The 12,070-nt window shown below is 67.4% G+C and carries 9 protein-coding genes; 3 read left to right on the top strand and 6 right to left on the bottom strand.

What is annotated here, in order from left to right; genetic code table 11:
• Positions 1–96 precede the first annotated feature (96 nt).
• The gene (locus JMY28_RS23080; RefSeq protein WP_201698217.1) at positions 97–1,086 is read left to right on the top strand and encodes a 2-hydroxyacid dehydrogenase; all 990 of its coding nucleotides are present in this window, start codon (positions 97–99) and stop codon (positions 1,084–1,086) included.
• Positions 1,083–2,618, top strand: a complete 1,536-nt coding sequence (locus tag JMY28_RS23075; RefSeq protein WP_201698216.1) for a DNA recombination protein RmuC — start codon at positions 1,083–1,085, stop codon at positions 2,616–2,618. Before JMY28_RS23080 ends, JMY28_RS23075 begins: the two co-directional genes overlap by 4 nt.
• Before the next feature lie 74 nt (positions 2,619–2,692).
• Here the strand turns inward: JMY28_RS23075 and JMY28_RS23070 are convergent, their stop codons facing one another.
• The 6 genes from JMY28_RS23070 to JMY28_RS23045 form a co-directional block, all read right to left on the bottom strand.
• Positions 2,693–3,190, bottom strand: coding sequence for a GNAT family N-acetyltransferase (locus tag JMY28_RS23070; protein WP_201698215.1), 498 nt, complete (start codon positions 3,188–3,190; stop codon positions 2,693–2,695).
• Positions 3,190–3,465, bottom strand: a complete 276-nt coding sequence (locus JMY28_RS23065) for a hypothetical protein (protein ID WP_028212919.1) — start codon at positions 3,463–3,465, stop codon at positions 3,190–3,192. The genes JMY28_RS23070 and JMY28_RS23065 overlap by 1 nt, the downstream gene beginning before the upstream one ends.
• 67 nt (positions 3,466–3,532) lie before the next feature.
• Entirely contained in the window at positions 3,533–4,837 is a 1,305-nt protein-coding gene (gene moeA / locus JMY28_RS23060) for a molybdopterin molybdotransferase MoeA (RefSeq protein WP_201698214.1), read from the bottom strand.
• Between the two features lie 107 nt (positions 4,838–4,944).
• Positions 4,945–5,568: a molybdenum cofactor guanylyltransferase MobA gene (gene mobA, locus JMY28_RS23055; RefSeq protein WP_201698213.1), complete on the bottom strand. Its 624-nt coding sequence runs from the start codon at positions 5,566–5,568 to the stop codon at positions 4,945–4,947.
• A gap of 16 nt (positions 5,569–5,584) precedes the next feature.
• A complete protein-coding gene (moaA, locus tag JMY28_RS23050; protein ID WP_201698212.1) occupies positions 5,585–6,703 on the bottom strand; it encodes a GTP 3',8-cyclase MoaA in 1,119 nt (372 codons plus the stop codon).
• 162 nt (positions 6,704–6,865) lie between these two features.
• A complete protein-coding gene (locus JMY28_RS23045; protein WP_201698211.1) occupies positions 6,866–10,114 on the bottom strand; it encodes an Rne/Rng family ribonuclease in 3,249 nt (1,082 codons plus the stop codon).
• A gap of 855 nt (positions 10,115–10,969) precedes the next feature.
• Between JMY28_RS23045 and JMY28_RS23040 the strand changes: the two genes are divergently transcribed.
• Positions 10,970–12,037 carry an RluA family pseudouridine synthase gene (locus JMY28_RS23040; protein ID WP_201698210.1) on the top strand — a complete coding sequence of 356 codons (1,068 nt, stop codon included), beginning with the start codon at positions 10,970–10,972 and terminating at the stop codon, positions 12,035–12,037.
• The last annotated feature ends 33 nt before the right edge of the window (positions 12,038–12,070 follow it).

Here is a 12,070-nt window from a genome sequence, read left to right as displayed (position 1 = left end):
GCCTGGGAGCCGGGCTGCGCAATGCGCGCGAGACTTTCCTGAGCGCCCCGTCACGCGCAACAATGACGGACAACGACTGAAGTGTGGAGAGCAACGATGCAAAAGATTCTCGTGGCGCGCCCGATCTTTCCCGACGTGATCGATCGGCTCAAGCTTTATTTCGACGTCGACTGGAATAACGGCGAGGCGCTTTCGCCCGAGGCGCTGCACCAGCGTCTCGCCGACAAGGACGGCGCGCTCACCGCGGGCGACCCGATCGGCGCCGCAGCGCTCGCCGCCGCGCCGCGCTTGCGCGTGGTGTCGAACATGGCCGTGGGCTACAACAACTTCGACATCGCCGCCTTCAACGCGCTCAACGTGCTTGGCACCAACACGCCCGACGTGCTCAACGAAACCACGGCCGACTTCGGCTGGGCGCTGATGATGGCGGCCGCGCGCCGCGTGACGGAGTCCGAACACTTTCTGCGCGCGGGCAAATGGGACAAGTGGTCGTTCGACGCGTTTCTCGGCTCGGACATTTATGGCGCCACGCTCGGCGTGATCGGCATGGGCCGTATCGGTCAGGCGCTCGCGCGCCGTGCGCTCGGCTTCAACATGCGCGTGGTCTATCACAACCGTTCGCGCGTCGCGCCAGAGATCGAGCGCGAGCTGAACGCCGAATATCTCTCGAAGGAAGACTTGCTCAAAGCGGCCGATCACGTCGTGCTCGTGCTGCCCTATACGGCACAGAACCATCACACGATCGGCGCAACCGAACTCGCGCTGATGAAGCCCACGGCCACGCTCACCAACATCGCGCGCGGCGGCATTGTCGACGACGCCGCGCTCGCGCACGCGCTGCGCACGCGCCAGATCGCGTCGGCGGCCCTCGACGTGTTCGAGGGCGAGCCGCGCGTGCATCCGGCGCTGCTCGAAGTGGAGAACGTCGTGCTCACGCCGCACATTGCGAGCGCGAGCGAAGCCACGCGCCGCGCCATGGCGAACCTCGCCGCCGACAACCTCATCGCCGCGCTCGGCGAGGGGCCGCGCGCGGGGCAGCCGCCTAACCCGATCAACCCCGCCGTGCTGGGGAAAGCGCGTACATGAGTGAGCTCGCAGTCATGTCGCTGGCAGTCGTTGCGCTGGCGATCGCGTTCGTCGTAACGCTCGTCGCGTTGGTGCGCGCGCGTCACGGTCATGGCGAGGGCGACGCCGAAGCCACGCTCGACGCGCTCGATCAACTGAGCGATCGCCTCGCCGCCTCGACCGACACGCAGGCGCGCGCGGCCGAGCGCATCGAGCGCGAGCTGCGCAACGAGATCGCGCGCACCGCGCAGGCGTCGCGCAGTGAGTTCGGCGGCGGCTTCGCGCAGGTGCAGCAGGCGCTTGCGGCGCAGCTCGGCAGCATCGCGACGGTGCAGAACAGCCAGATCGACGGCTTCGCCCAGCAGCTCGCCAAACTCACGGCGGCCAATACGCAGCAGCTCGACGCCGTGCGCCAGAGTCTGCATCAGCAAGCCCAGTTGGCGCGCGACGAGCAGGGCGCCGCGCTTCGTCACTTCGGCTCGTTGCTCACGCAGCAGCTCGGACAGCTCACCGAAGTCAACGACCGGCGCTTTGGCGAAGTGCGCGCGACGCTCGAACAGCGTCTGAAAGACATCGAAGCGAACAACGCGGCGAAGCTCGAGGAAATGCGCCGCACCGTCGACGAGAAGCTGCACGCTACGCTCGAACAGCGTCTTGGCGAATCGTTCAAGCTCGTTTCGGATCGGCTGGAGCAGGTGCATCGCGGGCTTGGCGAGATGCAGACGCTGGCGGCGGGCGTGGGCGACTTGAAGAAGGTGCTCACCAACGTGAAGACGCGCGGCACCTGGGGCGAGGTGCAGCTCGAAGCGTTGCTCGAACAGATGCTTACGCCCGACCAGTTCGCGAAGAACGTGGCGACGGTGCCCAAGAGCAGTGAGCGCGTGGAGTTCGCGATTCGTCTGCCTGGGCGTGGCGTTGGCGCTGGGGATCAAGGCGAGCCGGTTTGGCTGCCCATCGACGCCAAGTTTCCGCGCGAGGATTACGAGCGCCTCATCGACGCACAGGAGCGCGCGGACGTGCCCGCGATCGAGGAGGCGGGCCGTGCGCTGGAACTGCGCATCCGCGCGGAGGCGCGCACCATCGCCGAGAAGTATGTCTCGCCGCCGCACACGACCGATTTCGCGCTGCTGTTCTTGCCGACCGAAGGGCTTTACGCGGAAATCCTGCGCCGCCCTGGTTTGACCGATGTGTTGCAGCGCGACTACCGCGTGAGCGTGGCGGGGCCGACTACACTCACGGCGCTCCTCAACAGCCTTCAGATGGGTTTTCGCACGCTGGCGATCGAGCGTCGTTCGAGCGAGGTGTGGCAGGTACTCGGCGCGGTGAAGACGGAGTTCGGCAAGTTCGGCGACGTGCTCGCGCGCACGAAGTCGCAGCTCGAAACGGTCACGCGTTCCATCGAGGCCGCCGAGGTGCGCACGCGTGCGATGAACCGCAAGCTGCGCGACGTCGAGGCGCTGCCGGGCGAGACCGCCGCGAATCTCCTCGGCGATGCGTTGCGCAATGACGAAGTGGGCGAACCGGGTGCTGAAGGAGGATTCGGCGACGAGTAAGGGAAACCGCCGCGCCAAAAGAGAACGGGCCGCCTGAATCAGGCGGCCCGTTTGCATTCGAACTTGCGGTTCGGTTACCCGAGCGCCGTCACGCCAGGCGCTGCGAGCTTTTCGAGCGCGTCGCCGGTCATGCGCACCACGCGCCAGTCGGGCAGCACGGTGGCGCCGAGCTTTTCATAGAAGCCGATAGCCGGCGTGTTCCAGTCGAGCACAGTCCATTCGAAGCGGGCGCAGCCGTGTTCGACAGCAATCGCCGCGAGCGCGCGCAGCATCGCCGTGCCGAGACCGGTGCCGCGTTGCGACGGCTGCACGTAGAGGTCTTCGAGATAAAGGCCGCGGCGGCTCAGGAACGTCGAGTAGTTGTGGAAGAAGAGCGCGTAGCCGACGATGCGGCCGGCATCTTCCGCCACCAGCGCTTCGGCAGCGGGGCGCGCGCCGAACAGGGCGTCGGCGAGGCCATCGGCCGTGCCCGTGAACAGATGCGTGAGCTTTTCGAACTCGGCGAGTTCATACATCAGCGCGTGCATGGCGCCGACGTCGGCGGGCGTGGCGGCGCGGATCGTTGCGGCCATCACGCTTCCTCGGGCACGTCGGAGAGATGGATCTCGATGCCGCCGAAGCGCGAGGCCACCCAGTTGTACGCGTGGCAGGCGATCCACAGCAGGATGAAGCCGACGATCGCATTGAGCAGCAGCGCGCTGAAGATGGTCGAGAGTTCGACCGAGCCGTAGCGCACGAACGCCACGAGCACGCCGAGCAGCACGATAGGCACGCTGAAGGTCAGGTACACGAGGATGAGCGCCTTGGCGGTCTGGCCCGCAGCGATGAACGAGATCTGTTTTTTCATAGTAGTCGGTCCGTTATGCAGGTTTGGACGTGTGGATACGTTTGATGGCCTCTGAGGCGCCGCCGCGCTAGACGAGTCCATCGAACAGCATGATGTCGACGGCGTCGCCGGCATCGAGATCGCCGGCTTCGTGAGCGAGCACGATGAAGCAGTTCGCCTCGCTCATCGTGCTGAGCGCGCCCGAGCTTTGCGAGCCGGTCGGTGCGACGCGCCACTGGCCGCTGTCGTCGCGGCGCGCGAGGCCGCGCTGGAACTCGGTGCGCCCCGCCCGCTTTTTGATCGGCTGATCGCTGAGTGCCGGCACGAGCGGTACGGGCTGCGCTTGCGCGCCCGCCATCGCCATGAGGGCGGGGCGCACGATCTGGTAGAACGAGACCATCGTCGCGACCGGGTTGCCGGGCAGGCCGAACAGGAGCGCCGCGCGGCCGGCGCCTGGGCGTCCGCCCGACCAGATGCGGCCGAACGCAAGCGGGCGGCCGGGGCGCATGGCGAGGCCCCAGAACGAGACGTCGCCGAGCGTTTGCAACTGGGTGCGCGTGAAATCGGCTTCGCCGACCGAGACGCCGCCGGAGGTTAGCACGACATCAGCGGTTTCGGCAGCGAGTTTGAGCGTGGCGGCAAGCGCCGCGGGGTCGTCGCGCACGACGCCCAGGTCGATCGCCTCGACGTTCAGGCGCTGGAGCATCGCGCCGAGCGCGTAACGGTTGCTGTCATAGATGCAGCCGGGCTCGAGCGGCTCGCCCGGCAAGCGCAACTCGTCGCCGGTCGAGAAGTAGGCCACGCGCAGACGTTGCTTCACGTTCGCCTCGACGAGGCCGAGCGAGGCCAGCAAGCCAATATCGGACGCGCGCAGCACGCGGCCCGCCGCGAGCGCCACGCCGCCGCGCGCAAGATCCTCGCCCTTGCGGCGCGCATTCGCGCCGCGCCTGACGATGTTCGCTTCGAAAGCGATGATGTCGCCCTGCGCCGACACATGCTCTTGCGGCACGACGGTGTCGCAGCCCGCGGGCATCGGCGCGCCGGTCATGATGCGCACACAGGCGCCCGCGGCGACTTCGCCTGAGTAGGCGTGACCGGCGAAGGCCTTGCCGGTCACAGCGAGCGAGAGATGGCCAGAGCCGTCGGCCAGCGCCGCGCCGTCGAACGCATAGCCATCCATCGCCGCATTGTCGTGCGCGGGGACATCGATGGGCGAAATCACGTCTTCGGCCAGCACGCGCGCGAGCGCCTCACGTAGCGGCACGCGTTCGCTCGCCGCGAGCGGCGTCACCCACTGCAGCACGATGGCCTGTGCGGCGCTGACGGGCAAAGCTTGCGGATCGTATTGGCTGATGCACCCGGCGTTGCCGGAGGGATGGTTAAGCGTGGTCATCGAATGAGGAAGCGTCGCATCCGCACGGCCTGTGCGGCGATCGTCCAGGCGGGCGTGCCGGCCGTGTGCCGGGGACGGCGGCTGGCCGGGCGCCGCCCGATTGCAATTCAGGCGCGTTCGAGTTCGGCCAGTTCCTGTAAGGAATTGATATTGTAAAACGCACGTTCATCGGCAAAGGCGACTTCGGCGGCCGTGTGGCGCGCGTACCACGCGCGAACCTTGCGCTCGCCGGCCGCCAGAAAGGCGGCGAGGTCGTCGGCGAGAGAGGTGCGCACGAGTGCGAAGACGGGGTGCAGCGAGACGTCGCCTTCGGCATTCGTCGTGGTCGCGGTCACGATGTCGGCGTGCTGCGCCAACGCGGCGTGGCCCAGGCGCTCGGCGAGATCGGTTGGCAGCCAGGGCGAGTCGCAGGGCGCTGTGAGGAGCCACTCGGTCTGCGCCGCGCGCAGTCCGGCGAGAAGCCCCGCGAGCGGGCCGGGGAAGTCGGGCAGCGTGTCGGCGAGCACGCTCGCTCGCCATGGCGCGCCGAGCGCCGCGTAGGCGCCGCCGTTGCGGTTCGCGCTGATCGCGAGGGCGCCCACCTGGGGTGCGAGGCGGGCGAGAACGTGGGCAGCGAGGGGTTGGCCGTGCAGCATCTGCAGACCTTTGTCCGCGCCGCCCATGCGTTGGCCGCGGCCGCCCGCGAGCACGAGGCCCGTGATCGATCCGGTGGAAATGGCACTGGCGCTCATCGGCGTCATTGGCTTCTCAGCCGCCGATGTAGGACATTTCGATGCGCCGCTCTTCGGCGGAACCCGGCGCCTGCGCGCTCCCTCGCAATTGCGAGTAGCGGTCAGCACGGCCTTCCCACACCTGCGCGATTGCACCGGAGATCGCCGTGTCGGTGGCGCCGTTGCGCAACAGCGCGCGCAAGTCGTAGCCCACCGAGGCAAAGAGGCACAGGTACAGCTTGCCTTCGGTCGAAAGGCGCGCGCGCGTGCAGTCGCCGCAGAATGCGCGGGTCACGCTCGAGATCGCGCCGATCTCGCCCGCGCCGTCCGCGTAGCCCCAGCGTTGCGCCGTTTCGGCGGCATTGTGGGGTTCGAGCGGCACGAGTGGCCAGTGCTCGGCAAGACGCGCGACGACCTCGGCCGACGGCAGTACTTCGGCCATGTTCCAGCCGTTCGAGGTGCCCACGTCCATGTACTCGATGAAGCGCAGCGTCACGCCCGTGCCGCGGAAATGCCGCGCAAGCGGCACGATCTCGCCGTCGTTCGTGCCGCGCTTGACGACCATGTTGACCTTGATCGGCGCGAGACCCACGGCGTGTGCCGCCGCGATGCCGTCGAGCACATCGGCCACCGCGAAATCGGCGTCGTTCATGCGGCGAAAGAGGGCGTCGTCGAGGGCGTCGAGGCTCACTGTCACGCGTGTGAGGCCCGCGTCGCGCAGGGCGCGCGCCTTGCGGGCAAGCAGCGAGCCGTTGGTGGTGAGCGTAATGTCGAGCGCCTGGCCTTCGGGCGTGCGCAGCGCGGCGAGCCGCTCGATCAGGAATTCGATGTTCTTGCGCAGCAGCGGCTCACCGCCAGTGAGGCGAATCTTGGTGACGCCGTGAGCGACGAAAAGCCGCGCGAGCCGCTCGATTTCTTCGAGCGAAAGCAGCGCGGCATGGGGCAAAAACGGGTAGTCCTTGTCGAACACGGCACGCGGCATGCAGTACACGCAGCGGAAATTACAGCGGTCCGTGACCGAGATGCGCAGGTCGCGCAGGGGTCTGGCTAGCGCGTCGAAGACCGCGCCAGACGGCGCGCGCACGGTCCCCGCAGCCTGCCCGGGCTCCGGCGGCAGCGATCGAACATCGGTAACGGGGATGATGCGTCGTGTCATGGTCTCTTCGTTCTCGCGTTGGTTCGATTCTAGCCGAACCAGCGCGCACCGACAGACGAGGGGGAACGCTGATATATCAAAAAAAAGCCCGCCGGGAGGGGCGGGCTTTTCGGGGCGCGCCGGACTCGAGGCCCGGCGCGCGACCAGTTGCGCGTGCAGCGCTTACTGCTGGCGCGTGGTTTCGACCTGCTGCATTGGCGCGCTGTCGACAGGCGACAGCGCCTTGCGCTCGCGCGGCGCGCGTGCGGGCTTCACCACCTGCGCGGCGGCTTGCTGGGCGGCGCGCAGCTTGTCGGCGTCGGTATTGACCCAGACGAGGCCCGCCGATTCCAGCATCGGGCGCAGCGTGTCCGCGGCGGCCGGAGCCGACGAGGGCGCGACCACTGCCACCGGGGCCGGGCGCTCTTCAGCCGGCTCGGTGATCGCGACGACCGCCGGAGCAGCGGCTACAGCTTCTTGCGCCGGCTCCGGTTGTGCGGCAGGCGCTGCCGCCGGCACTTCGGTCTGCGGCGCTTCGACGCGGTCTTCACGCACGACAGGCTGAGTTTCGGCATGGACCGGCTCGGCCGGGGCTGCCGGTGCAACCTGTTCGACCGCTGCAGCAGGCGCCACAGGAGCGGTAGGAGCGGCAGGAGCCACCGGTGCTGCGGGTTCCTCGGCCTTCGGCTCGACCACGTGCGCGGTTTCCACGCTCACCGGTGCGGCTTCGGCGGGTGCCGGAGCCGGCACTTGCTCTGCAGCGGGCGCAACGGTTTCGACCGGCGTAGTCGTCACGGCGGCGGCGGGCACGTGCCCGGCTTCGGCGACGACGGCTGCGGCCGGCAGTGCGGTCACGACAGTCTCGACAACAGCCTCGGTGCGCGCTTCCACAGCCGGTGCTTCATGCGCTTCATGCACTTGCGCGGCAATGGCAGGCTGCTCGATGGCCGGTTGAGCCGGTGCGGCTTCCTCTTCGCCTTCCGGTGCGTCCGCGCCGGTCGTGAGGCCTGCTGCATCCGTCTCGCGCTCGCGGCGGCCACCACGGCGGCCACGACGACGGCGGCGGCGTTCTTCGCCTTCACGCGGTGCGCCTTCTTCGTCGGCACCCGCGCTCACGCCTTCGGGCAGCTCTTCCGTCTGCGGCGCTTCGAGGTCTGCCGATGCGGCGTCGAGACGCGCTTCCTGGGCTTCCGCGGCTTCCGAGGCCTCGGCTTGCTGACGGCGACGCTGCTCGTTACGTTCACCGCGCTCGCCGCGTTCACGGCGCTCGCCGCGTGCGGCGCCGGCTTCCGCCGTCACATCGCTACGGTCCTGGCCGCGCTCGACGCGCTCGATGCGCTGTTCGCGCTCGGCGCGGGGTTCGCGTGCTTCACGCGGTTCACGTTGCTCGCGCGGTTCGCGTTGCTCACGTTGTTCACGCGGCTCGCGCGGTTCACGGGCGCCACGGCCTTCGCGTGCTTCACGCGGTTCACGTTGCTCGCGCGGCTCGCGCTCCTCACGGCGTCCAGCCTGCTGGCCGGTGGTGCGTGCGCCGCCTGCGCCTTCGCCGCGACCTGCCGCGTCGCGGCCGCCGGTGCGGCGATTGCGGTTGCGGTCACCGCCGCTCTTCTCACCGCGCTCGGTACGCGCTTCGCGGGTCGGACGGCCGGTCTTTTCGGGTTGAGCAACCGGTGCCGGTGCGGGTGCCGCAGCCGGCTCGCCGCCGAAGAGGCGCTTGATCCAGCCGAAGAAGCCGCCGCCCGCGGGCGTGACGGCCACCGGCGCTGCGACGGGCGCGGCTTCGACGGCCTTGACCGGTGCGCTCGGCGCCGGACGCTCCGGCGTGATGCCCTTCACAGCAGCTTCCTGCTTGGGCTTGGCTTCGGCGGTGCGCTTGCTGTAGCCGGTTTCGGACTCGAGTTCGCGAGCCGCTTCCTCGGCCATCTTCCACGAGGCGCGCGGGTCGTCGAGGCGTGCATCGTCGTGACGCAGGCGCTCGAGCTTGTAGTGCGGCGTCTCGAGGTGCTTGTTCGGGATCAGAACGACGCCGACCTTGAAGCGCGACTCGATCTTGTTGATCTCCGAGCGCTTTTCGTTCAGCAGGAAGGCGGTCACTTCGACCGGCACCTGGCAATGAATTGCCGCGGTGTGTTCCTTCATCGCCTCTTCCTGGATGATGCGCAGGACCTGAAGCGCCGACGATTCCGTATCGCGGATATGACCCGTGCCGTTACAGCGCGGGCAGGTGACGTGGCTGCCTTCCGAGAGGGCCGGGCGCAGGCGCTGGCGCGACAGTTCCATCAGGCCGAAGCGCGAGATCTTGCCCATCTGTACGCGCGCGCGGTCGTGGCGCAACGCGTCCTTCAGGCGCTGCTCGACTTCGCGCTGGCTCTTGGCCGACTCCATGTCGATGAAGTCGATCACGATCAGGCCGCCGAGGTCGCGCAGACGCAGCTGACGCGCCACTTCGTCGGCGGCTTCGAGGTTGGTGCGCGCGGCGGTTTCCTCGATGTCGGCGCCCTTGGTGGCGCGCGCCGAGTTCACGTCGATGGCGACGAGCGCCTCGGTGTGGTCGATCACGATCGCACCGCCCGAGGGCAGCGGCACCGTACGCGAGTAAGCCGTCTCGATCTGGTGCTCGATCTGGAAACGCGAGAAAAGCGGTACGTCGTCGTGATACCGCTTCACCTTATTGACATTGTCCGGCATCACGATATCCATGAAGGCGCGTGCCTGGTCATAGATCTCGGTGGTGTCGATGAGGATTTCGCCGATGTCGGGCTGGAAGTAGTCGCGGATCGCGCGAATGACGAGGCTCGATTCCAGGTAGATCAGCATGGGCTGACCGGACTGGCCGGCCTGCGACGCGGCTTCGATGGCGTGCCAGAGTTGCAGCAGGTAGTTCAGGTCCCACTGGAGCTCTTCGGCGGAACGGCCGATGCCGGCCGTGCGCGCGATGATGCTCATGCCGTCCGGCAGTTGCAGCTGCGCCATGGTTTCGCGCAGTTCCTGACGGTCGTCACCCTCGATGCGGCGCGAGACGCCGCCGCCGCGCGGGTTGTTCGGCATGAGGACGAGGTAGCGGCCGGCGAGCGAGATGAACGTGGTGAGGGCGGCGCCCTTGTTGCCGCGCTCTTCCTTCTCGACCTGGACGATCAGTTCCTGGCCTTCCTTGAGGGCGTCCTGGATGCGCGCGCCGCGCATGTCGATGCCTTCGCGGAAGTACTGGCGAGCGACTTCCTTGAACGGCAGGAAGCCGTGGCGATCCTCGCCATAGTTGACGAAACAGGCTTCGAGCGAAGGCTCGATGCGGGTGACGATCCCCTTGTAGATGTTGCCTTTGCGCTGTTCGCGCCCGGCGGTTTCGATGTCGATGTCGATGAGCTTCTGTCCATCGACGATGGCGACACGCAGTTCTTCCTGCTGTGTCGCGTTGAACAGCATTCGTTTCATTGAACGACTCCAGTACGTTCGCGCGCGAGCCGCACGGTGCGCGGCGGCGACGCCAGGCAGCACGGTGCGGGCAGCGGCGAGCCGCGCCTTATTGTGTTGTCACAAGCACGCTGGAGCGGGAACGATGGCGGGGAGAATTGCCTTTTCTGGGCGCCGGTCCGGCGTTGCGTTGCCGTGGACGGGGCCGCGTGGGCACATGCGAAATACGTCTTCAAGAAGCGAAGAGGCATGCCGCGGGTTCGCGACGGCAACGTTTTCCTGCGCTTCCATTCCACCTGATTGCCGTGGCCATGATCGTGCCGATGGTTGTGCCCATCGCACTGGCCGTGACAGATGCCCGCCGCAGCGGCGAACCGCGCGCGCTTGCGACTGGATCAGGTTCGCGGCCTCAAGATTCAATCAGGGCCGCGCACGGGAAGCTTTTCAGGAACGCCCGTCTTCCCCCTCGGGGTGTCTCACCACTTTTGACGTCGCCGTGTCCCGCACATTGCCGGGAACTTCGGGCGCTCGCCGTATTTTCGCCACCTGCGCCTCCCTTCGGCGGTCACTTCGACCGCGCCGCGGGACGCGCCGGATAAATTCTTTATACCAATGTTCCGTTACCGTCGGAGCCGCTCCTGACCGAACGTGCCTGTGGGCGCCGTCCCTGCCGGAGTGGTAATCCGTGCGTGCAACTCGTTGCTTCTCATCAAGCGGGGTGAGCAACCAGCCCCGGGCGCAAGTAAAATAACCGTTTATCGCTTGCAGCCTGCGCTCGCCGCGTGGTCCGAGTCCAGGATAACCCTCTTGGGGTTCGCAGGACATTTGGCCGTATTGGCCTACCATTGCGTCGGCGCTGGGCAAATTATATTCAGAATGAAAGGGTTAGGCAAAACATCCCAGAATCAGGTCGCAAGCGACCAGGTTTCGTTCGTCGAAATCGACGAGGGCGCGGCCGGTCAGCGCATCGACAATTTTCTCTTGCGCGTCTGCAAAGGCGTGCCGAAGAGCCATATCTATCGCATTTTGCGTAGCGGGGAAGTACGCGTAAATAAGGGGCGGGTCGATGCGCAATATCGCCTCGCAGAAGGCGACATCGTGCGCGTGCCGCCCATTCGCACGTCGCAATCGAGCGCGCCGGCTGGAACTGCGCCTGTGCCGGCGGCCCACTTTCCGATCATCTACGAGGACGACGCGCTGCTCGTCATCGACAAGCCCGCTGGCGTGGCCGTGCATGGCGGCAGCGGCGTGGCGTTCGGCGTGATCGAGCAGTTGCGCGAGGCGCGCCCGCAGGGCAAGTTTCTCGAACTGGTCCACCGGCTCGACCGCGAAACTTCAGGCGTGCTCATGCTCGCGAAGAAGCGCGCCGCGCTCGTCGGCCTGCATGCGCAGATGCGCGACAACCAGACCGACAAGCGCTATTTCGCCTGCGTCCACGGCGAATGGGCAAGCGACTGGGGCCGTCGGCGCGCCGTGAAGGAGCCGCTTCATAAGTATCTGACCCCGGAAGGCGAGCGCCGCGTGCGCGTGCAGCCGGACGGTGTGCCCTCGCATACCGTGTTCAATCTCGTCGAGCGCTGGCAGGGTTACGCGCTGCTGGAAGCCGAGTTGAAGACGGGCCGCACCCACCAGATCCGCGTGCACCTCGCGCATCTCGGGCTGCCGATCGTAGGCGACGCCAAGTACGGCGACTTCGCGCTCAACAAGGAACTCGCGCGCGCTGGTGCGCGGCCGGGAATCAAGCGCATGTTTCTGCATGCGCACCGGTTGAAGCTCGTTCACCCGATTACGGGCGCCCCGTTACAGTTCGAGGCGCCGTTGCCGCCGGATTGCCGCGGCTTCGTCGACGCGTTGCGCGCGCAGCGCGAGGGTGGCGCTGGCGAAGACACCACCGCGGCAGCCCGGCCTAACGCCGCCCGGCCTGACGCGGAGCGTCCCGAATGACACTGAATCTGACAGCGTTTGGAGAAGTCCTGC

The sequence above is a fragment of the Paraburkholderia hiiakae genome (assembly GCF_904848665.1).
Classification (GTDB): domain Bacteria; phylum Pseudomonadota; class Gammaproteobacteria; order Burkholderiales; family Burkholderiaceae; genus Paraburkholderia; species Paraburkholderia hiiakae.
The sequence above is the reverse complement of the archived record's forward strand: the minus strand, read 5'-3'. Positions and strand labels throughout refer to the sequence as shown.

What these genes read in the sequence shown, in the direction of transcription:
- JMY28_RS23080 (WP_201698217.1), top strand. Translation starts at nt 97, where the DNA reads ATGCAAAAGATTCTCGTGGCGCGCCCGATCTTTCCCGACGTGATCGAT.
- JMY28_RS23075 (WP_201698216.1), top strand. Translation starts at nt 1,083, where the DNA reads ATGAGTGAGCTCGCAGTCATGTCGCTGGCAGTCGTTGCGCTGGCGATC.
- JMY28_RS23070 (WP_201698215.1), bottom strand. Translation starts at nt 3,190, where the DNA reads ATGGCCGCAACGATCCGCGCCGCCACGCCCGCCGACGTCGGCGCCATG.
- JMY28_RS23065 (WP_028212919.1), bottom strand. Translation starts at nt 3,465, where the DNA reads ATGAAAAAACAGATCTCGTTCATCGCTGCGGGCCAGACCGCCAAGGCG.
- moeA (WP_201698214.1), bottom strand. Translation starts at nt 4,837, where the DNA reads ATGACCACGCTTAACCATCCCTCCGGCAACGCCGGGTGCATCAGCCAA.
- mobA (WP_201698213.1), bottom strand. Translation starts at nt 5,568, where the DNA reads ATGAGCGCCAGTGCCATTTCCACCGGATCGATCACGGGCCTCGTGCTC.
- moaA (WP_201698212.1), bottom strand. Translation starts at nt 6,703, where the DNA reads ATGACACGACGCATCATCCCCGTTACCGATGTTCGATCGCTGCCGCCG.
- JMY28_RS23045 (WP_201698211.1), bottom strand. Translation starts at nt 10,114, where the DNA reads ATGAAACGAATGCTGTTCAACGCGACACAGCAGGAAGAACTGCGTGTC.
- JMY28_RS23040 (WP_201698210.1), top strand. Translation starts at nt 10,970, where the DNA reads ATGAAAGGGTTAGGCAAAACATCCCAGAATCAGGTCGCAAGCGACCAG.